19 protein-coding genes, 3 tRNA genes and 1 pseudogene are annotated in these 23325 nt (G+C 67.7%); 10 read left to right on the top strand and 13 right to left on the bottom strand.

The genetic code is table 11. The features are described from left to right. Window positions 1–52: 52 nt before the first annotated feature. The 4 genes and pseudogenes from QSK30_RS10625 to QSK30_RS10610 all read right to left on the bottom strand — a co-directional run. Complete coding sequence (locus tag QSK30_RS10625; protein ID WP_285501817.1) at window positions 53–589, bottom strand: GtrA family protein; 537 nt, start codon at window positions 587–589, stop codon at window positions 53–55. Window positions 590–661: 72 nt separating this feature from the next. Beyond that, the gene (locus QSK30_RS10620; protein WP_285501931.1) at window positions 662–1651 is read right to left on the bottom strand and encodes a hypothetical protein; all 990 of its coding nucleotides are present in this window, start codon (window positions 1649–1651) and stop codon (window positions 662–664) included. A gap of 638 nt (window positions 1652–2289) precedes the next feature. Further along, window positions 2290–2937 carry a hypothetical protein gene (locus QSK30_RS10615; protein WP_285501929.1) on the bottom strand — a complete coding sequence of 216 codons (648 nt, stop codon included), beginning with the start codon at window positions 2935–2937 and terminating at the stop codon, window positions 2290–2292. A 586-nt stretch (window positions 2938–3523) separates the two neighbouring features. After that, window positions 3524–4123 (bottom strand): annotated as a pseudogene (locus QSK30_RS10610) (RNA polymerase sigma factor); the annotation flags it as partial. Between the two features lie 279 nt (window positions 4124–4402). On the opposite strand from QSK30_RS10610, the gene QSK30_RS10605 reads away from it, so the two are divergent. The 4 genes from QSK30_RS10605 (at window position 4403) to purE (ending at window position 8207) form a co-directional block, all read left to right on the top strand. Then, complete coding sequence (locus QSK30_RS10605; protein WP_285501816.1) at window positions 4403–5230, top strand: GGDEF domain-containing protein; 828 nt, start codon at window positions 4403–4405, stop codon at window positions 5228–5230. A 64-nt stretch (window positions 5231–5294) separates the two neighbouring features. After that, window positions 5295–6497: a glycosyltransferase 87 family protein gene (locus tag QSK30_RS10600; RefSeq protein ID WP_285501815.1), complete on the top strand. Its 1203-nt coding sequence runs from the start codon at window positions 5295–5297 to the stop codon at window positions 6495–6497. A gap of 12 nt (window positions 6498–6509) precedes the next feature. Next, window positions 6510–7694 carry a 5-(carboxyamino)imidazole ribonucleotide synthase gene (locus QSK30_RS10595; RefSeq protein ID WP_285501813.1) on the top strand — a complete coding sequence of 395 codons (1185 nt, stop codon included), beginning with the start codon at window positions 6510–6512 and terminating at the stop codon, window positions 7692–7694. Between the two features lie 42 nt (window positions 7695–7736). Next, window positions 7737–8207: a 5-(carboxyamino)imidazole ribonucleotide mutase gene (gene purE, locus QSK30_RS10590; RefSeq protein WP_285501923.1), complete on the top strand. Its 471-nt coding sequence runs from the start codon at window positions 7737–7739 to the stop codon at window positions 8205–8207. 557 nt (window positions 8208–8764) lie between these two features. Here the strand turns inward: purE and QSK30_RS10585 are convergent. From QSK30_RS10585 to QSK30_RS10575, 3 genes are all read right to left on the bottom strand, one after another. Then, window positions 8765–8853 (bottom strand) — tRNA-Arg (locus QSK30_RS10585). A gap of 119 nt (window positions 8854–8972) precedes the next feature. Beyond that, window positions 8973–9057: transfer RNA gene (locus tag QSK30_RS10580), tRNA-Arg, on the bottom strand. 104 nt (window positions 9058–9161) lie between these two features. Further along, window positions 9162–9246, bottom strand: a tRNA-Arg gene (locus QSK30_RS10575). 111 nt (window positions 9247–9357) lie between these two features. Here QSK30_RS10575 and QSK30_RS10570 point away from each other — a divergent pair. The 3 genes from QSK30_RS10570 (at window position 9358) to QSK30_RS10560 (ending at window position 12300) form a co-directional block, all read left to right on the top strand. Then, window positions 9358–10146 (top strand): hypothetical protein, encoded by a 789-nt coding sequence (locus tag QSK30_RS10570; protein ID WP_285501811.1) that lies wholly within the window; start codon window positions 9358–9360, stop codon window positions 10144–10146. Window positions 10147–10221: 75 nt separating this feature from the next. Beyond that, a complete protein-coding gene (locus QSK30_RS10565; protein ID WP_285501809.1) occupies window positions 10222–11052 on the top strand; it encodes a hypothetical protein in 831 nt (276 codons plus the stop codon). Window positions 11053–11139: 87 nt separating this feature from the next. Continuing rightward, window positions 11140–12300 carry an acyl-CoA dehydrogenase family protein gene (locus tag QSK30_RS10560; protein ID WP_285501807.1) on the top strand — a complete coding sequence of 387 codons (1161 nt, stop codon included), beginning with the start codon at window positions 11140–11142 and terminating at the stop codon, window positions 12298–12300. A 44-nt stretch (window positions 12301–12344) separates the two neighbouring features. Here QSK30_RS10560 and QSK30_RS10555 read toward each other — a convergent pair whose 3' ends face one another. The 6 genes from QSK30_RS10555 to QSK30_RS10530 form a co-directional block, all read right to left on the bottom strand. Beyond that, window positions 12345–13508 (bottom strand): tyrosine-type recombinase/integrase, encoded by a 1164-nt coding sequence (locus tag QSK30_RS10555; protein ID WP_285501805.1) that lies wholly within the window; start codon window positions 13506–13508, stop codon window positions 12345–12347. Window positions 13509–13575: 67 nt separating this feature from the next. Further along, window positions 13576–13761: a helix-turn-helix transcriptional regulator gene (locus QSK30_RS10550; RefSeq protein ID WP_285501804.1), complete on the bottom strand. Its 186-nt coding sequence runs from the start codon at window positions 13759–13761 to the stop codon at window positions 13576–13578. A gap of 15 nt (window positions 13762–13776) precedes the next feature. Beyond that, entirely contained in the window at window positions 13777–15378 is a 1602-nt protein-coding gene (locus QSK30_RS10545; RefSeq protein WP_285501802.1) for a replication initiator, read from the bottom strand. Beyond that, window positions 15375–16769, bottom strand: a complete 1395-nt coding sequence (locus QSK30_RS10540) for an FtsK/SpoIIIE domain-containing protein (RefSeq protein WP_285501801.1) — start codon at window positions 16767–16769, stop codon at window positions 15375–15377. Before QSK30_RS10540 ends, QSK30_RS10545 begins: the two co-directional genes overlap by 4 nt. 674 nt (window positions 16770–17443) lie before the next feature. Further along, the gene (locus QSK30_RS10535) at window positions 17444–17938 is read right to left on the bottom strand and encodes an AMED_5909 family protein (protein ID WP_285501800.1); all 495 of its coding nucleotides are present in this window, start codon (window positions 17936–17938) and stop codon (window positions 17444–17446) included. 395 nt (window positions 17939–18333) lie between these two features. Beyond that, on the bottom strand, window positions 18334–18786 hold the full coding sequence (locus QSK30_RS10530; protein WP_285501798.1) for a hypothetical protein: 453 nt from the start codon (window positions 18784–18786) through the stop codon (window positions 18334–18336). Window positions 18787–18968: 182 nt separating this feature from the next. Here QSK30_RS10530 and QSK30_RS10525 point away from each other — a divergent pair, with 182 nt between their 5' ends. From QSK30_RS10525 to QSK30_RS10515, 3 genes are all read left to right on the top strand, one after another. Beyond that, window positions 18969–19838 carry a DUF5919 domain-containing protein gene (locus QSK30_RS10525; protein ID WP_285501797.1) on the top strand — a complete coding sequence of 290 codons (870 nt, stop codon included), beginning with the start codon at window positions 18969–18971 and terminating at the stop codon, window positions 19836–19838. Then, on the top strand, window positions 19835–20620 hold the full coding sequence (locus QSK30_RS10520; protein WP_285501796.1) for an inositol monophosphatase family protein: 786 nt from the start codon (window positions 19835–19837) through the stop codon (window positions 20618–20620). The genes QSK30_RS10525 and QSK30_RS10520 overlap by 4 nt, the downstream gene beginning before the upstream one ends. Window positions 20621–20746: 126 nt before the next feature. After that, entirely contained in the window at window positions 20747–23032 is a 2286-nt protein-coding gene (locus QSK30_RS10515; protein ID WP_285501794.1) for an nSTAND3 domain-containing NTPase, read from the top strand. Window positions 23033–23325 lie beyond the last annotated feature (293 nt).

Below are 23325 nucleotides of genomic sequence, written 5' to 3'. Positions count from 1 at the left end.
GCTGATGGGGAGCGGGTTCGAGCACCGGTTCGACGATCTTGGCGGGTGAGCGCTAGGCGGCGCGGTCGTCCTCGGTGGGGACTGGGGTGAGGCGGCGGACGCGGCCCTCGGCGTCGGGGAAGACCCACTTCTTGAAGGCCCACCAGCGGAAGACCATGGCGATCAGGGTGCCCAGGATGATGCCGAAGCCGAAGTCGGCGATCTCCTGGGTCAGCAGGGTGACGTTGGGGACCTGCAGGTGCAGGAAGTACCGCGACACGTACAGCGGTAGTGCGTTGAGGCCCACGCCGATGCCGCTGATCAGGAAGAACAGGGCCGCCTCGTGCTGGCGCTCGCGGCCGCCGCGGTCTCGGAAGGACCATTCGCGGTTGAGGATGTAGGACACGATCGTGGCGATGATGACCGCGATGGCCAGGGCGGTGACCGGGTTGCGGTTCAGCACGGTCAGCTTGAGCGTGTAGTTGACCGCGTTGGTGACCACGAAGCACACGCCGCCCACCACCGCGAACTTGAGCAGTTCGCGGTGCTTGATCAGCAGCGCGCGTACCGGCTCCGGCAGGCGGGCCAGCACGGTATCCACAATGGCCATGACGGCGGAGTCTATCCAGGCTGTTCAGCGGGTGGGTACGCGACGGGCCGCCGAGTCGCCTGGGTCACGTCCTCAGCAGTCCGGGTTCCACCGTTTCGGGGCGCCGCGTCCGTTTCCAGCGCACTCCGGCGCGGGGAGCGCGCCGGGTTCGGTGCTCGTGCTGGTCACGGTCGTGGGCGGCGGGGCGGGCTTCGTCGGCTGCCCTGTCGGAGCGGTGGTCACAGGCGGCTGCGGGGCCCGCTGGGTGGTCGTCGTCGGCCCGGGTGCGGTGGTGGTGGGCTTCGGGGTGGTGGTCGTCGTGCCGGGCCTCGGTGGATCGGGCGGTAGGAGGGTCCACCAGTGCGGCCTCGGCAAGGTGACGGTGTCACTGTCGGTCGCGGTACCGAGGACGGCCGTCACGGTGACCGTGCGGTCGTGCCGTTGCTTGGACTCCTCGCGGGCCGACTTGACCACGACGTTGAGGCGCTTGTCGGGGGCCAGCGGCTCGTTGCTGATGCAGGTGTAGGACGAGGGGCCACTCGAACAGGTGACGGGTGAGGTGGCGAACACGAAGGTCATGTTGTCGCTGAACGTGACCGTGACCGGTTTCGTGGTCTCACCGGTGTTGCGCACCTGAGCGAGCACGCGCGCGTCGCCGTGCCACGGCCACAGACGGCTGAACAGCCCGCTGCCCGCCACGGCGGCGCGCACGTCAACGCCGTCCACCGGCGGCACGTCGATGCCGATCGTGAACGACAGCGTGATCTGCGCGCCCGCGGTGAGCGAGCCGGTGATCGTCTTCATCCTCGCGCCCCGGGTCGCGATCAGGCGGTAGACCAGGGTGACCGACTCGCCCGGCTCGAGGCCCGCGGTGGTCCCGCAGGTGACCGTGCCGGTCCCGGCGCCGCAGTGGACGGTGCTCGACTGCAACGCGACCTTGCGCGGCGCGTCGAGCCGCAGCACGGGTCCCCCGGCGAAGCGGTTGACCCCGGCGGGCAGTGCGCGCACCCCGGCGGGCAGCGGGAGGCTGGCGACGACGGGCTCGGAGACACTGCCGCCACTGTTGCGGACGGTGATGGGCACGTCCGTCGGTACCTCAGGTCGGAGGGAAACCGTCGACGGGGGACCACTCGCCGCGAGGTTCGGCGGCCCCGGCGACGGACTCGGCACCGGCGGCGAAGACTGCGGCGGCTGCGGCGCGGGTTCACCAGTGGGTGACGTGGTCACGCTGGGCGACGGTGGCTCCGGAGTGGTCGCCTCGGAGGTGGTCTCCGGCGCTGGCGCCTCCGACGTGGGCTGCTCCGACGTGGGTTGCTCCGGCACGGGCACCTCGGGAGCGGGTTGCTCGGGTGCGTCAGGCGCGGGGGGTTGGGGCGCGGGCGGCTGAGGTGCGGGGGCTTGCGAGTTGGGAGCCTGCGAGTTGGCGGGGGGTGTCTGAGTGGCGGCCACCGAGATCTCTTGGGCACCCGGCGAGGCCGCCAACCCGATCACCAGGGCTGCGACCAGCGCGGCACCGGATGCCGCGACCCCGACGAGCTGCCGCGGCAACGAGGCCGCCGCCCCAGCGGCACCGCTTCCCGAACCACCACCCGCCGCACCAGCGGCTGCGGCGGAACCGGACCCGGCAGCGGCAGAACCGGACCCGGCAGCGGTACCACCTGCGCCGACTGCACCGCCGGTGCCCGCCCCGGCCGCAGTACCGCTCGCTCCGGCGGTACCACCTACTCCGGTAGCGGTGCCAGCTCCAGCGGTGCCGCCTGCTCCGCCTGCGGCACCCGCCCCGGCCGCGGTACCACCTGCCCCAGCCGTGCCACCTGCACCCGCTGCGCTGCCCGCTCCAGCCGCGCTGCCCGCACCCGCGGCGGTGCCGCCTGCGCCTGCTGCTGCGCTTCCGCCAGCAGCGCTACCCGCGCCAGCCGCAGTGCCGCTTGTGCCAGCGGCAGTGCCCGCTCCGGCTGCGGTGCTTCCTGCTCCAGCGGCGCTTGCTCCAGCGGTGCCGCCTGCGCTAGCCGCAGTACCGCCTGCGGCGCCGCCGCCCGCGCCTGCTGCCGCGCTTCCGCCCGCAGCACTGCCTGCTCCTGCGGCGGTGCCGCCTGCTCCAGCGGCAGTGCCGCCTGCGCTTGCTGCCGCTCCTCCGCCAGCAGCGCTGCTTGCGCCTGCCGCGGTCGTGCCTGCTCCAACAGCCGTGCCGCTTCCGGCTGCCGCGCCGCCTGTGCCAGCGGCCGTCCCTCCTGCGGCTGTCCCAGCGCTAGCGGTAGCGCTACCCGCGCCTGCGGCAGTGGTGCTTGCCACCCCACTGGCTCCGGCTGTGCTTCCCGCTGCGGTGCCGCCTGCACCCGCAGCCGTGCCGCCTGCGGCTGTCCCAGCACCGGCGGTAGTGCCACCGGCGCTTGCGGCTGCGGCCCCGCTGCCTCCTGCTGCCGTGGCGCCGCTAGCTGCGGTTCCTGCTCCTGCTGCGGTAGTGCTAGCGGTTGCTGCTGTGCTTCCTCCCACGGCGCTACTGGCGCCTGCGGTAGCGCTGCCTGCGCTCGCCGCACCACCCACTCCCGCGGCAGTGCCACCTGCGGTACTGCTGCCAGCGGCTACTCCACCTGTCCCCGCGACTGTGCTCCCTGCAGCGCTACCGGCTGCACCAGCACCAGCACCGCTAGCTCCGCCCCCCACCGCAGTGCTCGTCCCGATAGCACTACCGCCAGCCGTTGCAGCTCCACCCGAAGTGGTGCCGCCGACTCCCGAAGCCACGCCCGTGAGTCCCGATCCGGCTGCGCCGGCCAGCGCCGCGGCCGCCGTCGCGGCGCTCGCCTTGGCGGCTGCCAGGTAGCCCGCGACCGCCAGCGGTCCCAGTACCAGTGGCGCGATGAAGATCCGCAGGCCGCTGTTGACGTCCGCCAACTCCGTGGCCAGGGCGCGGCAGTGTTCGCACTCGTCCAGGTGGGCCTCGACCTGGGCGGTCTCCCGCTTCGACAGGCCGCCGCGCACCCAAGCGCCGAGGCGTTCGGCGGTGGCGCGGCAGCGTTCGGCGCTCGACTCGGCCAGGTGGACCTGCAGGTAGGCCTGTTTGAGCCCTTCCCGTGCGCGGTAGGCCAGGGCCGACACGCCGTTCGGGCTCAGGCCCAGTATCGGGGCGACCTCGGCCGGGGACTGGCCCTCGATCTCGGTGTGCCAGAGCACCGCCCGCCAGCGTTCGGGGAGTTTGGCGAAGGCCTGCGCCGCGAGCGAGCGTTCCAACCCGGCCACCGCCGTGTCGGCGAACGGGACGCTGACCGCGTCCTGGTTCACGCCGCTGACCTGGGTGACGTCGTCGGACAGCTCGACCTTGCGGTCGCGGCGGGTCTTGTCGTACGCGGTGTGGCGCAGGGCGGTGAGCAGGTAGGCCCGGAAGGCGGAGTCGGGGCCGCGGCCCTGGCGCAGGGTGTCGAGGACCTTGGCGAACGCCTCGGACACCAGGTCGTCGGCCTCGGCCTGCGAGCGGGCCAGTTGTCGGGCAAGGTTGCGCGCGGCGCCGACGTGGCGCTCGTAGAGCGGCCCGTAGGCCGATGTCGTCCCCGCCCGCACCGATTCGATCAGCTCGGCGTCACTCGGGCCGTCGATGCCAGCCGGAACGGTCGACACGGTCCTCCCTCACCTTTTCGCTCGACCCACTCGCTCGGGACTCCCCGTCCGGGCAATGCGGGTCGTGCTCCCGCGACCAAGTGTGACTGATGCTCACCCCGGCGTCACGCCTCCCTCGGTCGGGGGAGGGTGGGTTTGGACCACTGGTTCACCGGATTGGCGTCACAACAGGGGCACTGCGGCGTCATCCCACTTGTGGAACCGGCGAAGGGACTCGGAGCTGTGGCGGTACGAGAGGCGGGGTCGCGCTGGCGTCGCGGCGATGCTGACGGTACTGACCGGGCACTGCGCGTGCTGCGCACCCGGTGGCGCACCGCGAGCCTCGGCGCGGGCTGGCGCTACCCGAGCGACTGGGGGGTGCCGGAGGTGGACGACGTGTGCGCGTCCGTGCTCTCCGGGACCGACCTGCTGCTCGCCCTCGACGGCCTGGCCAGGGCTCGGGCCGTGGCGGGTGCCGGGCTGGACGAGACGCTGACCGACCTGGCCGCGCTGCACGCCGTGCTCGAGGCGCCGCCGGACTCGACCGGGTTGATCGCCCCCGATCCCGACGCCACGCCCGCCGCGCTGCTGCGGGCCACCGCGCTCGCCTGGGCGGACGCCGCGCTGGAGGTCATGCACCCCGCCGGGGTCACGTTGTCCGGGCAGGCGACCTCGGAGTACCTGCGGGTCCGGCTCGGCGAGGTCTACGCGAAGGCCAGGCGCGACGGCTACTGCCCGTCGGAGCGGTTCGTGCTGTTGGGCGTGGTGCTCGACCTGGCCGACGTGCGCGGCTGGCCGCGGCTGATGGCGATGGCACTCGTCGGTGACGCCCTGCGCGCGGTGTTCGACGGCGGGGAGAGCGTGGCGGTGCTGGGGCCGTCGGTGGCGATCGTCCTGGCCGAGCGCGAACCGAGGCTCGCCGAGCGGACCGCGGCCGCCCGGACCATGGTCACCGAGCGGCTCGCGGTGGACCCCGCCCTGCGGCCGGTGCGCCCGGAGATGCGGGTCGAGCGGCTGCCCGCGGGCGAGACCGCCGCGATCCGGCTCGTCCACGCGATGGGCCGCGCCTGAGCCGCGCGCCGGGTAGTCGGCGCACCCCGGCGACCGCGCGGACGGGCATGGTTGGCTGTCGGGCGTGACCAAGCCAGCCCTGCGCACCCGGCCACCGCTGGTCGCGCTGCTGTTCTTCCCGGTGGTGTGCGTGCTGGCCGGGATCGTGGGCTGGCGGCTCGGGTGGCACCTCGGGGTCGACAACGCGGTGTACCGGTCCGGCGCGGTCGCGCTGCTGCACGGCGAGCCGCTCTACGACAACCTCTTCCTCAGCGACGAGCCGTCCTGGGCGCGCCTGCCGTTCACCTACCCGCCGACGGCCGCGCTGCTGTTCGTCCCGCTGGCCTTGGTGCCCACCCAGGTCGCCTGGGGGTTGCTCGCCGCGATCTCCATCCTGCTGCTCAGCCTCGTGATCAAGGTCTGCGTGGAGGCGCTGCCGGACCGTCCACAGTGGATGACCCCGGTGCGCACCGCGGCCGGGCTCGGCGTGCTGCTGCTGGGGCTGGAACCGGTGTGGCGCACCATCTTCCTCGGGCAGATCAACATCGTCCTGATGGCGTTGGTCGTGCTGGACGTCCTGGTGGTCACCGGTCGCTTCGGCGGTGTGCTCACCGGGGTGGCCGCCGCCGTGAAGCTGACGCCGTTGATCTTCGTGGCGCACCTGCTGATCACCGGCAGGCGGGCGGACGCGGCCCGGGCGGTGGTGACCTTCGCCGTCCTGCAAGGGCTGATGTACGTGCTCATCCCGCACGACGTCAGCCAGTTCTGGGGCACCGCGGTGCAGGACCCGCAGCGCATCGGGCCGATCTACTGGGCGGGCAACCAGTCGCTCAACGGGCTGGTGCTGCGGCTGACCGACAACGCCGACTGGTCGATGCGCGTCGTCCTGCCGATCGCCGCGGTGCTGGCGGTGCCGTGCGTGCTCTGGGTGCGGCGACTGCACCGCGAGGGGCGCGCCCTGCCCGCGCTGCTGGTGACGGCCTTCCTCGGCCTGCTGGTCAGCCCGGTGTCGTGGTCGCACCACTGGGTCTGGGTGGTGCCGTTGCTGGTGTTCCTGCTCTCCCGCCTGCCCGACCCGCTCCCCGAGTCCGGCCGCTGGCGCGCGCTGGCCCCGGTCGGCGCGGTGGTGCTGGTCTACGCCAGCTGCGTCCTGCTCGCGATGCGCAACGGACGGGCCGTGGAGTTCGACTGGGGACCGGCCGAGTACGTCATCGGCAGCGCCTACCTGCTGGTGCCGCTGGTGGCCGGGGTGACAGTGCTGGTCAAGCGGTCGCGGCGGGCTGGGTAGAGTCCTCTGCTCGTGGACTCACGTACCGGTTTCCCCGTGGTCGGGATGGTCGGCGGCGGGCAGCTGGCGCGCATGACGCACCAGGCCGCGGTCGCCCTCGGCCAGTCGTTGCACGTGCTCTCGGTCGGCCCCGACGAGCCCGCGCCCCTGGTCTCGCCCAATGTCACCCTCGGTCACCACACGGACCTCGAAGCGCTGCGCGGGTTCGCCGCCGGGGTGGACGTGCTGACCTTCGACCACGAGCACGTGCCGACCGAGCACCTGCGGGCGCTGGTGGCCGACGGGGTGAAGGTCTTCCCCGGGCCGGACGCGCTCGTGCACGCGCAGGACAAGCTGGTGATGCGCCGCAGGCTGGCCGCGCTGGGGCTGCCGGTGCCGGGGTTCGCCGAGGTCTCCGACGTCTCCGACGTGCTGAAGTTCGGCGAAGCGGCGGGCTGGCCGTGCGTGCTCAAGGCGGCTCGCGGCGGCTACGACGGTCGCGGTGTGTGGATGCTCGACGGGCCGGAGGCGGCCACGGCACTGGTCCCGGAACTGCTCGCCGCGGGCACGCCGCTGCTGGTGGAGGAGCGCGTCGCGATGCGCCGGGAGCTGGCCGCCCTGGTCGCGCGGTCGCCGTTCGGGCAGGGCGCGTGCTGGCCGGTGGTGGAGACCGTGCAGGTGGACGGCATCTGCGTCGAGGTGCTCGCGCCCGCGCCTGATCTCCCGGCGGAGGCCGCCGAGGCGGCCCAGGACTTGGCGCTGCGGGTGGCGGACGAGCTGGGTGTGGTCGGCGTGCTGGCCGTGGAGCTGTTCGAGACCGACGCGGGCGTGGTCGTCAACGAGCTGGCGATGCGCCCGCACAACTCCGGCCACTGGACGATCGAGGGCGCGCTGACCTCGCAGTTCGAGCAGCACCTGCGGGCCGTGCTGGACTACCCGCTCGGCGCGACCGACCCGGTGGCGCCCGCGGTGGTGATGGCGAACGTGCTGGGTGCGCCGGTCCCGCCCGAGATGGGCGTGGACGAGCGGCTGCACCACCTGTTCGCCCGCTTCCGGGACGCGCGGGTGCACTACTACGGCAAGCAGGAGCGGCCCGGGCGCAAGGTCGGACATGTGACCTTTCTCGGCTCGGTGCTGACCGACGTGCGCTCGCGGGCCAAACTGTCCGCGCACTGGCTGTCCACGGGCGTCTGGCTCGACGGCTACGAGATCCACTAGGAGAGCACCGCGGTGACCACGAACCCGATCGTCGGCCTGATCATGGGCAGCGACTCCGACTGGCCGGTCATGCGCCTGGCCGCCGAGGCGCTGGCCGAGTTCGACGTGCCGCACGAGGTCAGCGTCGTCTCGGCCCACCGCACCCCGCAGCGGATGCTCGACTACGCCACCTCGGCCGACTCGCGCGGCCTCCGGGTGATCATCGCGGGCGCCGGCGGGGCCGCGCACCTGCCGGGCATGGTCGCCTCGGCGACGGTGCTGCCGGTGATCGGCGTGCCGGTGCCGCTGAAGTACCTGGACGGGATGGACTCGCTGCTGTCCATCGTGCAGATGCCCGCGGGGGTGCCGGTGGCGACGGTGTCGGTGGGCGGGGCGCGCAACGCCGGGCTGTTGGCGGTGCGGATCTTGGGTGCTGCTGATGAGGGGTTGCGGGAGCGGATGGTGGCGTTTCAGGGGGCGTTGGCGGAGATGGTGTTGGAGAAGGACTCTGCGCTGCGTGCTTCGTTGAGCTGAGTGTGTCTCCTCGGTGTTTGTGCGGGTTTCCCTGAATCCCCTACGCCAAGTGTGACTACGGGCGGGAGGTGGTTGTCAAGGCGGGAAAGATGCCTTGAACAACCACCTCCCGCCCGTGTTTTGGCTGCGTATGGGACAATACCGCTAACTTTAGCGCTGTTTTAGCAGGTCAGAGCACTCTTGAGGGTGTCGATGGTAAGACCGCCGCCACCGGGCGGACGGTCGGATGCGCCGACGCGACCAGTGCCTGGTGGCCTAACGCCACCAATATTGTCCTATATGGACAGACAGGCAGTGGGTGATCCAGGCTCGACACCGGCTATGACCAGGGAAAATGTTAACTTAGCGGTATTGGCGTATGGGATGCAGGGGGCGGAGTGGTCTGGGGGTGGGGCTGGGTGGCCGGGTGGCGGTGGGGTGGGGGAGGTAGAGCGGGTTGTGGTGGTGGTGAGGCGCGAGGGCGCGGCGGGGTCGGTGCCGGTCCTGGGGTTGTCGCAGGTGTGTGGAATGTGTTGTGGGTAAAGAGAAAGGCCCCGCTTGTGGGCGGGGCCGTTGTGTGGCGGAGAGGGCAGGATTCGAACCTGCGTGGGCACTAGGCCCTTCCTGGTAGAACAGGAACCCGTTGAGCCGCTCCGGGCACCTCTCCCGCTTGCCTTGCTGGGACAAGCTTGACAGCCGGTGCTGATGGTGGGCTGACTGGTGGCTGACGTTCGTTGTGTTGCGGGGAAAGGAAAAGAGGCCCCGCGTGTGCGGGGCCCTTGGTTGCGGAGAGGGCAGGATTTGAACCTGCGTGGGCCGAGGCCCTTCCTGGTAGAACAGGAACCCGTTAAGCCGCTCCGGGCACCTCTCCTTGAGCTGGGACAAGCTTGGCACTTGGTTCTGACGTTGGGCTGATCATCGGCTGACTTGCCGGTATGCAAGAAAAGGGCCCCGCGTGTGCGGGGCCCCTGGCTGCGGAGAGGGCAGGATTTGAACCTGCGTGGGCCGAGGCCCTTCCTGGTAGAACAGGAACCCGTTGAGCCGCTCCGGGCACCTCTCCCGCTTGCCTTGCTGGGACAAGCTTGGCAGCCGGTCCTTGCATTTCGCTGACGGTGGGCTGACCACGCCATATGCTCCCGTTGTCCGTCTCCCTCTCTCGCGAAGGACTCCCGTGCGGTGGTCGGCTCTCCGGGTGCTGCTGCCCGTCATCGTGGTGGTTGGGTTGGTTGGTGCTGTTGGGCTGCTCGCTCGGGTCGCGCCGTCGCGGGCGGTGGGGTTGTCGCAGGTCGTGGTGGATGGGGCGGATGGCTTCTTGCTTCCGCCCGAGTCGCTCTCGTGCCAGGAGAAGCGTGCGACCGCCGTGTGCGTCGCCGATGTCGATGGGCGGTCGTTGCGGGTCGAGGCGGCGTTGGAGCTCAGTGGTGGAGCCTCGACCAAGGAGTGCTGGATTTCCTTCGAGGGCCGGGAATCCCCTTGCTATGTCAAGACTCCGTTGCTCGCCGTCGCCGACTCCGTGGAGATCCCTGGGCCGTTGATCACCGATCCTGTTGCGGTGGCTGCGTTGCGTGACGCGGTTCCCTGGTGGCGGGAGGGGGACGGGTGGGCCCGTTGGGGCGCGGTGTTGCTTGCCCTCCTCGGGATCGGCGCGGGGTATGGGTCGTTGCGGCTCCCGGTTCCGGCGGTGCGTGGGCGGATGGGTTGGGCGTTGGGGGCCGGCGCGGTGGCGTTGGGGGCGTTCGTGCTCATGGGTGCGCTGCTTCTCCGTTCCCACACCGAGATCTGGACGTTGGCCCTGTTGCCGCCGATGCCGGTCGTCGCGGTGGGGGTCGGGTGGTGGCAGTGGTTGACGCTGTCGCCGAAGGTCGGTAGGCGGTGGGTGTTCGTGGCGGGCGCGCTCGCCGGGATCTACGCGATCGTGGCCGTGTGCCTGTCTCTGCTGCTAGGTGGCTACGTGCTCTGAGCGCGGTAACACGCGCGCCGTGTGGGCGACTTGGTGGGCGACGGGTTTTCCCGCGCTGCCAAGGGAGTTCGCAAGATGCCGACGGCTGTCGAGTCCCCCGCGGTCACGCTGCGCGCTGTGGTCCCGGTGTTGTCCGTCTTCGCCCTCGCGCTGGTCGCGGGACTGATGCTGCTGGTGGCGCCCGGACTGGTGCGCGACAGCGTCTACCAGGTCGTCTTCGGCGGCGACGACTACAACCCGGTCACCCTGCCCCGGGAACGGCTCGACTGCGGTGGCGACCGGTCGGCGGTCACCTGCACGGCGGAGGTCGTGGGCAAGCCGCTGGTGGTCACGTTGACCTACCACCAGCCGGGGGCCTCGACGAGCAGTCGGTGCACGGCGACCTTCGACGGTGCGTCCGTGGGGTGCCAGTCGATGCCGGGGGACTACGGGCACGCCTCCGACACGGCCGCGCTGAGCGGGGACCTGGGCCTGACCGCGGACCAGTTGGCCGCCGAGCGCGCCGCGCTGCCCTGGTGGCGGGACACGAGCAGGCTCAGCGCCAGCGCGATGATCGCCGGGTTGGTGCTGGCGCTCGGCGCGGGTGTCGCCGCGGCGGTGGCCGGGCGGGTGCCGATGCCGGACTCGACCTGGCGGCTGATGAGCTGGGCCGCGCCCGCGGGCTGGCTGCTGGTGATGACCGTGACCGCCATCGCGGTCGAGGACGTCGGGCTCGGGCTGGTGGTCTCCGTGGTCAACCCGTTCTCGCTGGGGGTGCTCGCCCTGCTCTGGGGGTGGCAGCGGTCGATGGTGCGGCCGGGCCGGGGCGGGCCGCTGGCACGCGCCCTGGTGGCGTTCGCCGTCGTCGCGGTGGTCAACACCGTGACGGTTTTCGAGGTGCTGCTGGCCGCGGGCTTCATCGATTGAGACCGGTGCGGCAGGACACAAGGACATCCTAGTAAACCAGTACTAACATCTCCTGGTGAACAGGGTTCCTACCGGGAGGTAACTGACGTGGACGCGGGCTTCGGGCTCTACCAGCTCGGCGACGAGCACAAGGCGCTGCGCGAGGCCGTGCGCGACCTCGCGGAGAACGAGATCGCACCGCACGCGACCGAGGTCGACGAGCAGGAGCGGTACCCGGTGGAGGCGCTGACCGCGCTCAACAAGGCGGGCTTCAACTCCCCGCACATCCCGGAGGCCTACGGCGGCGAGGGCGCGGACTCGGTGGCGGCGAACATCGTCATCGAGGAGGTCGCGCGGGTGTGCGCGTCGTCGTCGCTGATCCCGGCGGTCAACAAGCTGGGCACGATGAACCTGATCCTGGGCGGCTCCGAGGAGCTCAAGCAGCAGGTCCTCCCCGCGATCGCGGCGGGCGAGTGCGCCTCCTACGCCCTCTCCGAGCGCGAGGCGGGCTCGGACACCGCCTCCATGCGCACCCGGGCCCGGCTCGACGGCGAGACCTGGGTGCTCAACGGCACGAAGTGCTGGATCACCAACGCCGGTGAGTCGAGCTGGTACACGGTGATGGCGGTGTCCAACCCGGACGCGGCCAAGCCCGCCGACGGCATCTCGGCGTTCATGGTGCACAAGGACGACCCCGGCTTCTCGGTCGGCCCCAAGGAGCGCAAGCTCGGCATCAAGGGCTCACCCACCCGGGAGATCTACTTCGAGGACTGCACCATCCCGGCCGACCGCATCATCGGCGAACCCGGCCAGGGCCTGCGGCTCGCGTTCCGCACCCTCGACCACACCCGGCACTCGATCGGCGCGCAGGCGCTGGGCATCGCCCAGGGCGCGCTGGACGCCACGGTCGCCTACGTCAAGGACCGAAAGCAGTTCGGCAAGGCGATCAGCGAGTTCCAGGGCGTCCAGTTCATGCTCGCCGACATGGCGATGAAGATCGAGGCCGCCCGGCACCTGGTCTACGCCGCCGCCGCCAAGGTCGAGCGCGGCGAGCCGGACGGCTCCTTCGCCTCCAGCGCGGCCAAGACCTTCGCCTCCGACACGGCCACGCAGGTGACCACCGACGCCGTCCAGCTCTTCGGCGGCGCAGGCTACACCCGCGACTTCCCGGTCGAGCGGATGATGCGCGACGCGAAGATCACCCAGATCTACGAGGGCACCAACCAGATCCAGCGCATGGTCATGGCCCGCGCGCTGCTCAAGGGCTAGATTGATCTTGTTCGACGATCCCTGGGGACGGCTGGTTTTCATGATCAGGCCGTCCCCAGGCCGTCAGCGGCACCAGGCGGGGCGAACACCGAATCGACCGCCAGGCGCGCCCGCTCGTGGCTCGACGGGACGAGGTGGGTGTACACCCGGAGGGTGAACCCGGCGTCAGCGTGACCGAGGTAGGTCGCCAGCTCTTTGACCGAGACGCCCTGAGCCAACAGCACCGAGGCGTAGAAGTGCCGGAGCGCGTGCATCCCGTCCACCTGCTTGGCGGGCTTGAGCCCGGCCCGCCGGAACGCCCCCGCCCAGATGGTCTTGTTGAACAGGTCACCGGAGTAGAGCCGCCCGTGCTCCCCGGACGCCAGCACCCGGACCGTGGTCGGCTCACCGTTGGACTTGCGCCAGGGCAGCGTCACCACGGGCGCCGGGTAGTCGGCAAGGTGCCACCGGATCTCATCGAGCAGCCCGGCCGACAACGGCACCGTCCGCGTCTTGCCACCCTTGGGCGGCGCGAACACCTTCACCCCGCCCACGGTCCGGAGCTGCCGCCGGACATGGACGACCATGTTCTGTTCGTCGACGTCATCCGGCGAGAGCCCCAACAGCTCACCCTGCCGCAGCCCACACCCGGCCCCGAGCGTCACCACGATCCGCCACCGCTCCACGATGCCGTCCCGGATCGCCTTCACCCGCTCTTCCGGCCACACCTCCTTAACCGCGCCACTGCCCCCGGTAGGGCGACGGATCGTGCTCACCTTGCACGGGTTCGTCCCGATCAACCTGTCATCGACAGCCGATTCCAGGACCCCGCTCACCGCGCTGAACAGCACCACCTTGTAGTTGGCCGCCTGGTCCTCGATCTCCCCCAACCAGTCCCGGATGGTCGAGGGTCTGATCTTCGTCAACGGCAGGTCACCCAGCGCGGGAAGGATCTTGCTGTCGAGACGACTCCGCAGCACCTCCCGTGTCGCCGGGTCGTCTGACTGGCCCTTGATCCAGTTCTCCGCCTGCTGCCGGAACAGCACCCGATCCCCGCGCGAATCGAGATAGCGGCCCTCCCGCTTGTCGTTCTCCACCGCCAACAGGAAATTGTCGGCCGCCCGCTTCTGCTTGTCCGGGAAACTCTTTGACCGCTCCCGTCCCGCCGGGTCCAGATACCGCACCCGATACCGCTCACCGGTGCCGTGAAGCTCCGTCTTCTCCCGCACCCTCTTGCCTGTGGCCGGGTCGACCTTCGACCGGTACCACCGATCCTGAACATGTCCCATGGCGCGCCTACGCCGCTTCCGTAGCCCAGGCCCGCACCGTGGCCGGGTCATACCGCAGATGACGTCCGATCTTGCGCACCGGCGGCCCCTGGCCCCGCCACTTCCACTGATAGAGCGTCTTCACCGGCACACCGAGATAGGCCGAGACGTCCTCCACCGACCACAGCCGGTCGATACTGCGCACGTTGTCCATGACAATTCCCCCAGGTCAGGCCGCTATCGTTTGAGTTGCTGAAACATCGAGACCACCCGGCGGCCCGTGGGCGGCCAGTAGTGCCCGTTCGTATTCGGCCCGCCAGGTGACGCGTTCGGAGATGGCGCGCATGACGAGGTGATCCCGGGGTGGTGCGTTGCGGTCGCCGGGCGCGAGCTTGCGCCAGACCAACGCCGAGGTGTCTGGGGCGGGTTTGACGATGCCCACCGCGGCCAGGGTCTCGGTGACGAACGCGGCTCGGTCCGCCTTGTGTTCGGCGAGGGTCTTCCCTGACCACTTCCGCGACACCAACACGCGTCGACCGGGTAGGCCGAGGGTGGTGCGGCGGTGCGCGCGGCCTTTGCAGTGCCCGGGGGTGGTGCGGCTGGTCGCGCCCTGGGGTTGGATGCCGTAGAGCAGCCAGACCGCGCAGCGAGGCGAACACGGGGTCACCGCCAGTTCCGCGTGAAGGCGGTCGTGGTGGTCTCGCTGTGTGCTGGTGTCGGCCGAGACGACTTCACCGGTGGACTTGGTGAGGTACTTGGTCAGGTAGCCGATGTGCCGTCCAGCTTCCTCGGAACCGCCCAGGATGCCCTTGGAATGGACCTGAGCGCCGAAAGTGGCCACGTGTGCGGGTGCGTCCACCTGGTCGAGCGCATCGGCCCAGGTGGCGAGAGGTTGCCGGGTGTCGGGGTCGGCGAACCGTTCCCCGTCCCACACCGGCACCCGACCGGCGCCGTAGACCAGCTCATCATGCGCGGGCCACCACACCTGGAGGTAGGTGGCCGCGGTGACTTGGCGGATCACCTCGTGCGCGACGCTGCCCCGGATCGCGGTGTGCAGATGCGGCGCCGCCCGACGCTGGGGCTCGACCGTGGCGAAGTACTGCACGTCCCAGCCGACGACACGGCGCAGGTTCTGCCACCACCGGTCGACCAGGGAGGCGAAGTGCACCGCGTCCCGTGCGGCCCGCCGGTAGTCGTAGCGGGCGGGGTCGACCGGTGAGCCGTCCGAGCGCACCGGCCCGTAGGTGTCGCAGGTCAGGGTGATGAACATCGACGGTCGGTAGCCGCCGGCGAACTCGCGTCCGAGGGTGCGTTTCTCCACCCGTCGCCGGGGCAGGTTCGGCGTGTCCTGCCGCCGCCTGGTCGACCGCTGGGGTGCCCGCTTGGCCGCGCCGTCCGGGTTGGGCAGCCGTCCCCGCACCCCGAGCTGGTGAAGCTCGTCGTCAACCGAGCGGATCTCCTCTCGCAGATCATCGGCGTCCGCTCCCACCGCATCCCGGTAGGCGGCCACCAGGTCCGCGCGCAGCTCCACCAACGCCCGCTGATCCCCGGTAGGCGCGGCGGTGGCGGTGGCGGGTTCCTCGGTGAGGTGCCACCCCTCGCGGCACTGGACCATGCGCAGCGCCCGTGCCTTGCGCGCACACGGCAGGCACACCGATTCCACTGTGGAACCACACGGGACCCCGATGTACTTCACCGCCCCGGTATCCGAGTCGGTGACCTCCATCGTGAACGGCCGCACACAGACCCCGTGCTGTTCCGCTGTCGCCCGCACGACATCGGCGGACAGTGGCCCTCGGGTGGGTAGCTGGGGCACAGTGGTGTCGCTCATGCCGCCGTCCCCCCTTCGATCTCACGCGGTGCCCGGTCCGGGAACGGCATGATGGTGGCCGAGCCGCCGGTGATGTAGTGCCGCAGCTCCACCAAGTTCGTGTCCGTGACATGGAACGCCCGCGCCCGCACCGGATCACGCTGACCGTCCACTTTGATCCACGCGACACCAGGGGTGCTCTCGCTGATCTCGTGGGCGTTCGCCCCCCGCGCCCGCAACCCGTCCCCGAGGACCATGTCCACCTGGACGGCCTCATCCAGACGCATCGCGATCCGGGTCGGGAACAGGTTCCGGAACGGCACGACCTCCTTACGCGGGTCCTGCACGAACGCCAACACCCCGAACCCGGGCGCCCGGCCCTGGGAGGTGATCGTCTGCAACGCCGCCTGAGCCCGCTCCCGTAACCGCTTGTCGGTCTGATAGGCGATCAAATCGGCAAGTTCGTCGACGATCAGCAGCGTGAACGGCTCCCCGGTCTCCCGAGCCCACAGCCGCCGCACACCCCGATACGTCGCCGCGCGTTCCCGCACCTGAACCGCGACCTGTTCGAGCAGGGTCACCGCGGCCTCGCCGTTGTCGTAGGCGACCCGGTCGAAGACCTCCGGGACCTGGCCCAGCTCCATCCCGCCCTTGGGGTCGATGCCCACCAGGCGCACCGCACCGGCCTCGACCAACGGCGCCAACGCCCACACCACCGCCCACAACAGCGACCCCTTACCCGCGCCGGAGACCCCCACGGTGAGCAGGTGGTTGCCCAGCAGCCGCAGCCGCCACGGCTTGCCGGTCTCGGTGCGGCCGACGACCACCCGTCGCAGATCCACCGCCGATTCGGTGCCCATCGCGGGCAGAGCCACCGGCGAGGCCAGCGGGTTGGAATGCACCAAATCTAGCTCGATCACCCCGGGCCGGATCACCCGCACCCGACACGACCGCGACCCGAACGCGTGCGCCAACCCCGACGCCCGCGCCTCCCACTGCTCCGGCGCCTGGCCCTTGACCATCCGCACCCGAACCCGGTCCCGCCACCCCTCCGACCTGGTCCGCCGCAACCGAGGCAAGTACTCACGGCCCTTCGCGGACGCGGTCAGGTTCGACAACCGCGCCACCGTCCGCCACTGGTGCGCGTACACCGCAGCCCGCCGCAACTCCGTACGCGGCCACCGCAACCAGATGTCGAACCGGGTCTTGTCCCGCCACCACCACACCAACAACCCCACCGCAGCCACCGCCACGACCGCCCCGAGCACCCACGGCCCCACCCACCCGTGAAGCACCAACGCGACCAGGCCGAGCACAACCGAGACCGGGTAGAACCACACCACCCGCGCCACCTTGACCGCCACCCACATCGCCACCACGACCAACGCGAACGGCAGCAGAACCAGCTTCACCCAACGCGGAAGCATGGTCCACCACGGCAACCGGGGCCGGGCAACCTCCAACGGCGCCGGCTCAACCCACCTACTGCCCTTCACCAACCACCCCGCACAACCGCATGCACGGGGTGACCGACGCCGCTGAACTCAAGCGCCAACACACCCATGCACGCCGCGCAGTCGGTGTCACCGGGCAACAACCGGGCAAACTGCTTGCATTTCTCGCACCGCATCCGGGTGAGCCCCCTTGCGGGAGCCCCCGAGCACTGTTCTACCCTTGCCACGTCTACTCCCCGAGTGGACAGGCGCAGAAGCGGAAAAGGCCGCCAAACCAGAATCCGCTTCTGTGACCTAACGTTCCTGAAAGTACGATCAAACCGCGCGTCATCGCCGCACGACCCACGCGCGGTAAATTAGCTCCAATTTGGACTTGGTTGTTCAATCCTCTGGCTGGTACACCCCTAATTTCAGCCGGGCCATCAAGGTTCCGCAGTGATCCCGAGTGTTGACCAGATCGCATTTTCGGCAGAACCGGGTGTAGTCCCGGTGGTGCTCGATCGTCCATCCCGGAGGACTCGGGAACCGATCCCTTGCCCTGGGGTAGAAGCTGCGGCGCCTCCACCGCCAGTACACGTTGGCCGCGACCACGGCGGTCACCTATCCGGTACCCCAGGGCAATCGCAGTCTTCTCATGCCTCCTTGCTTCGTATTTCCCGCGCGGCTTGTCGGCTCTTATCGGCGTAGTAGAGCGCCAAATGGTGGTTCCACCGGTCGATCTCCGCTACAGCAGCGAACAGTTCTGCGCAGTACTCGTGATAGGTCAACCACACTGAAGGCTGGGCGTTCATACTCGGGTGCGTGTCGTCCAGCTCTCTGCACAACGCATCGAGGGACCGGAAGCGGACCTTGTGCGGCCCGGTTCCGATCGCGTCGGTCGGGATCTTGTCCAGCGGCCGTTGCGCCTTCTCGTGTTCGCGTTCTGCCCAATACAGCGCTTCAGTGACGTTGCCCGCGTCTACTTGGGATATTTTCCGATAGGTGGCAGCGCTGTGGTAGTAGTACTTCCTCCAATCGGAGACAGGAGCCGACGGGGCTGGGCGAATCGCGACCAACGCCTTATGCGCGGCACGCAACAGGCGGATCTCACCCGGCCCCGTGCCAACCCGCACCCTCGCGGCGGACATCGCTATCGCGTTCCACTGTCACGCCGCACACGCGGGTGACCGGGGGCAACATCGACGTCGACACGGGATCGCGCGTTCCAGTCCCTAGCCTGCTGCTCAAACGCCTGAGCCGCCGCGTTCAGGCTCGCCAGCAACCACCACGGAAGACCCGCCGTCCCGGCGATCTCACGCCACAACACCGCCACGTTCCACGACGCCTCCGCCAACTCTCGGGCCGCGTTGACGTCACCCGGTGGCCGCTTCGCCGTTGCTTCGTACGCCTGACCGAAGCGTCGATACGCCTCCTGCCAGCGCTTGACCATCTCGCCCGGTACAGGCGGGACGTTCCAGTCCCGTCCCCACCCAGGCCAGTCACGGAAGGGCACCGCCGATTCCGAGGGCTCTTGCGCCATGGCCTACGCCGCCTTGCTGGCTGTATCGCCCCTGCCTACCCGTGCTCCGCCGCTGGCTGGAGCCGCCGCCGCGAACCCGGTGGCGCGGTAGACGTAGGACTGGTACTTGAACTCACCGTTGCCCGCGACACGTGGCTCAGCCGTCAGCCCGAGCAGCTCGATCGCCCGCATGCCCGGCAGCACCTCCGACGTGGTCGGCACCGGCTGAACTTCGGCGACCAACGTCAACTCGAACGACGCCCGCTTGGCGTTCTGCTCGCTGGGGTCGGTGACGTTCGCCTTCCACTGCCGCTGCCCGGTCATCTCGTCCACCCGCTGCCGCACCGGCCGACCCGCCGACCGGTCGTCCCGCGACTGGTACTCGTTGTCCGGCGCCACGTCGCCGATGAGAATTAGACCCTGAGGAAACGCGTCCGCGAACTCGACCGGAAATCGGTGCCCTTTGCTGATACCCATTGGTGTCCATACCTCCGCTGTGTCTGCGACCCGCTCCGGCCGCTGACTACAGCTTCGGCACTGGTGAGTCCCGTCGAGACACCGCCGTAGTCCCGCCTGGCCTCACCTGACACTCAGGCGGTCTCGTCTCTGTCTCGTCTATGTGGTAGCGTCGGGACGTCCACCGAGGTGGGAGGCGCCCGTTGACCGAGACGACCATCCTGTTGAAAGTGCTGCTCAAACAGCGCCATCTGCAAGGCCACCGGGCTTTCTGTCGCGAATACGATCGCGCCGCGAAAAGGGTAGACCCGTCTCTAGTTGGCGGCTATCCGAGTAAGGCACAGTTCTACCGTTGGATTTCCGGCGAGCTCCTCGGTCTGCCATATGCGGACCACTGCCGGATTCTGGAAACAATGTTCCCGAACTGGTCGGCCGAACAGCTCTTCAAGCCCTACCTAGGCGGCATGGACTTCATCCCCGAGCCCGCCTCAACTCCCGAGCGCGTCGCCCCTGCCTCTGTTGCCCGTGCCGAGTTGGCAGGGCTCACAGCGGCTTATACCAGCCGATCCGAGTTCCACCACCACATGCCGCCGCACAAGCTCTTCGACGGCGCCCGCTCCATCCGCATGGTCGGCCTGTCGCTCAACCTGCTCTGCCAGCAGTACCCCGACCGCGACTTGATCGACCTCATCGAAGGCGGCACCGAAGTCGACTGCTTGTTCCTCGACCCCGCAGGCGAAGCCATCCGCCGACGCGGCGCCGAGGAAGGCCACCCCGGCGACCTCCTGTCCACCCTCACCGACGTCAACATTGGCGCCCTCAAGCGCGTCGCCCTCAAACTCACCCCCGACGCCACCCCCCGCCTACGCCTGCACGTCTACGACGAGACCATCCGTTTCAACATCACGATCGTCGACGATGCCCTGTGCGTGGTGCAGCCGTATCTATCCGATGGCCGCGGAATCGAGTCCCCCACCCTGGTCGCCGAACGCGGCGAGACCCCGGGCCTCTACGAGACGTTCTGCCAAGTTTTCGAATCCCTATGGAGCCGATCCCGAGAGGTCACCGCGTGAACGAGCACCAGGCCCACCTCAAGATCGCCGAAGACGCCGTCAACATCGCCCGCGACCTCATCGCCCGCGCAGGCCCTCTCACCGTTCGCGACAAGGGCGACCGCGACCGCGTCACCGACCTCGACATCACCATCGAACGCACCGTCCGCGCCTACCTCGCCGTACAAACCCCCGGCATCGGCTTTCTAGGCGAAGAAGAAGGCACCACCGCAGCCCCCGGCGACTCCGTCTGGACCCTCGACCCCATCGACGGCACCTCCAACCTGGTCCACGGCCTCCCTCTCTTCGCCGTTTCCCTAGCCCTGGTCACCAACGACCGCCCCGTAGTCGCCGTCATCGACCTTCCCGCCCTCAACATGCACTACACCGCCACCGAAGGCGGGGGCGCCTACAACCAATCCGGCCCCATCACGGCCAGCACCACCACAGACCTGTCCTCTGCCATCGTCTCCCTAGGTGACTACGCCGTAGGCCCTGGCGCCCCGGAAAAGAACCGTGAACGCTTGGCCGTCACCGCGCGCCTAGCGGCCAACGTCGAACGCATTCGTATGTTCGGCTCCGCCGCCATCGACCTAGCCTGGCTCGCCGAAGGCCGTACCGACGCCGCCATTATCCTGTCTAATTCGCCGTGGGACATGGCCGCTGGCGTGCTTCTTGCACGGGAAGCGGGAGCGAGAATTACGGATGCGGTCGGACTACCCTATACTTCCGAGGCGTCTTCCGCAGTTGGATTCGCAAGCTCCGCCGGGTCAGCTCTGCTCGATCTTATTGCGGGAGATTAGGTATAACCTCGAGTCAGCGAACGGTCCTGTGGACGGTTCCGTGTTGCGTTCTGGATTGACGTAACGCTATTGCTGACTTGTGCGATATTACCCCAATAGGGTCCGCTCGAAGTTAGGACGCGCACTATGAAGAAAGCTATCGCGCCTGGGGTTCCCTCGTTCGAGCTGCATACGCTTGGCTGGAGGGCGTTTCAGGACCTAGTAGCCTTCATCTTGGGTGAACTGCTGGGTCAGTCGGTCCAACCTTTCGCCGATAGTAATGATGGCGGGCGGGATGGAGCATTCTATGGAACTTGGAAACCTTGCCCCGAACTTGGAATCGACAACCTGTTGAGCGGACCCATTGTTGTGCAGTGCAAGCACACGACGAACGCCGGGGGGACACTTAGCAAGTCTATGCTCGCTGACGAGTTCGACAAAATCAGGAAACTGGTTGCGGACGGCATTTGCGAATCCTACGTCCTGGTGACAAACGCACGTGTTACCGGCAATTCCGAGAAAGATATCGTTGTTGAAGGTAAAAGGCATGGTGCTAAGAATGTGGTTGTACTGGCGGGAGGTTGGATCAACCAAACTATTGCCAAGAATCCAAAACTGCGAGCGCTTGTGCCTCGCATCTATGGACTGGGAGATCTATCGCAAATAATCGATGAGCGCAGTTACGCCCAAGCGCGAAATTTGATCGACTATCTCAAACCGGATTTGTCGACTTTTGTCGTTACGCAACCTTATCTTGATGCGGTGCAGGCAATTCAAGAAAATGGATTCGTCCTGCTTCTGGGGGAGCCTGCTGTAGGCAAGACAGTAATTGCATCGGTGCTGGCAATGACTGCGCTGGACTCGTGGGGTTGCTCCACTGTAAAGGTGGAAACGCCGGAGCAGTTTGTTCAACACTGGAATCCAAATGAGCCGAACCAGTTCTTTTGGATCGATGACGCCTTCGGTGTCGTTCGTCATGATCGAAACCTGACAGACGAATGGGCCAAAAGCCTTGTTAAGATGATGTCGGCAATATCGGGCGGAGCGAAGTTCGTTCTCACCTCCCGGAGTTATATCTACGCAGAGGCAAGGAAGTATCTTAAGGAGTACTACTACCCTCTGCTCGCTGAGAGTCGCGTTGTTGTCGATGTCGCCACCTTAACTCTGTCGGAAAAGAGACAAATACTATACAATCACGTAAAGATGGGTGATCAATCTCGCCCATTCCGGGCGGCAGTCAAAGACTGTCTGAATGAAGTTTCAAAGGTGAAGCCGTTCAGGCCGGAAGCGGCCAGGCGACTTGGAAGAAGATCCTTTACTGCTGGACTGATTTGCACGGAAAAAAATGTCTTGGCGTTCATGGAGCGTGCACCCCAGCTACTTGCGGACATCTACGAGGGTCTTGAAGATCAGCATATCGCCGCACTTGCGATTATCTATATGAACGACGGAATAGTAGAGCCGTTCGCGCCATCGGAGTTGGATCTAGGAGTCATTTCGAAGCTAGGAACTAGTGAAATCCTAGTGCAATCAGCAATAAGATCATTGCTCGATGCTTTCCTGCGGTACAGAAGCGACGGAGTTCTCGACTTTCATCACCCTACCTTGCGTGAGGGTTTCGCGCAGTTCATCGGAAACAACTCGGCACTTGTAGATGTATTTGTGCGCGGTCTCAGCGACTCGACACTGCTGACACAGGTTGACTGCGGAAGTGGAGCCTTGCGGGGCGCCTTGGTAGTTGTATCGCCCACCCTCTTTACGATAGTTGCGAAGAAGATGTTCGATTGCAAAGCCAGGGCAATGAAGAATTGGGGTACCAGTAAGCAATGGCACAACTTCTTCGTCGATCGCAGCTCAAAAGATTTCATCATCTCCTATATGGGGGTTGATCCCAATTTTGTGCACGAACTTCTACTGTTGAACTCATATCTGAGCGCGATGCCATCGCCGCGAGTACTGGCCCGCCTTCTGCAAGAGGGTCTTTTGGGTGAGGGTGAGCGGCAGAAGGTGTTGGAGATGGTGAGTGAGCTGGCTATTGATACGCCAGATGAAGGATGGCTGGTGCTTCCCGAGTTCAGAATCTTGCTGACCGAACAGGAGCGCGGTGACATACTGAAATCCGTCAAAGACATTCTTGTTCCGAATTTGGATGAAGTTTTACACACTTGGAACTACAATAGTGAGATAGACGATAAGACTTCTGCTGAGGACTACTACGGTCCGCTAGTCGACACCCTCGAAACTTACGCTGACGCCCTTGCGGGCGATTACGATACGTTGACTTCATTGACGTACTATATTAAGAAGATCGAACAAATGATCGCCGAGATTGACGCATCTAGAGAACAACGAGAACCAGTTGAATCCTACGCCACTTCACATAAGAATAGTTTCGACAGTACACGCAGCATCTTCGACGATCTGGACAAGTAGTTCTTGCTGAAGTCGCCTCTATGGGATCAAGGCCGCGCCGCCTGCGCGGCGCGGCTCGTGCTGGCCCGTCACCACCGCTCGGGGCCGGACTCATCGCGCCACGGCGCGGGCTCCCGCTCCGCTCCGCCCGCGCGGGCGCGTGGCACGGCCTTGGGTGTCGGTGGGGAGCGCCACGCCGCACAGACGGCACGGCTGTGGCTTGAGCTGGCGAGGTCACCGCGGCTTCGAGGCTCCTCCTTGAGCGGGGGGCTTCCTCCCTCGCGCAATCGTCTAACGGTGACGGACCGGCATCA

Source organism: Actinokineospora sp. NBRC 105648 (assembly GCF_030269645.1).
Classification (GTDB): Bacteria; Actinomycetota; Actinomycetes; order Mycobacteriales; family Pseudonocardiaceae; genus Actinokineospora.
Note: the sequence above shows the minus strand (reverse complement) of the source record. Positions and strands in the feature narration are given on the sequence as shown.

Bases quoted from the DNA above. Each gene is read 5' to 3' on its own strand.
- QSK30_RS10515 (WP_285501794.1), top strand. From the start codon at position 20,747: ATGAAGAAAGCTATCGCGCCTGGGGTTCCCTCGTTCGAGCTGCATACG.
- QSK30_RS10625 (WP_285501817.1), bottom strand. From the start codon at position 589: ATGGCCATTGTGGATACCGTGCTGGCCCGCCTGCCGGAGCCGGTACGC.
- purE (WP_285501923.1), top strand. From the start codon at position 7,737: ATGGGCAGCGACTCCGACTGGCCGGTCATGCGCCTGGCCGCCGAGGCG.
- QSK30_RS10565 (WP_285501809.1), top strand. From the start codon at position 10,222: ATGCCGACGGCTGTCGAGTCCCCCGCGGTCACGCTGCGCGCTGTGGTC.
- QSK30_RS10530 (WP_285501798.1), bottom strand. From the start codon at position 18,786: ATGGGTATCAGCAAAGGGCACCGATTTCCGGTCGAGTTCGCGGACGCG.
- QSK30_RS10545 (WP_285501802.1), bottom strand. From the start codon at position 15,378: ATGAGCGACACCACTGTGCCCCAGCTACCCACCCGAGGGCCACTGTCC.
- QSK30_RS10535 (WP_285501800.1), bottom strand. From the start codon at position 17,938: ATGTCCGCCGCGAGGGTGCGGGTTGGCACGGGGCCGGGTGAGATCCGC.
- QSK30_RS10550 (WP_285501804.1), bottom strand. From the start codon at position 13,761: ATGGACAACGTGCGCAGTATCGACCGGCTGTGGTCGGTGGAGGACGTC.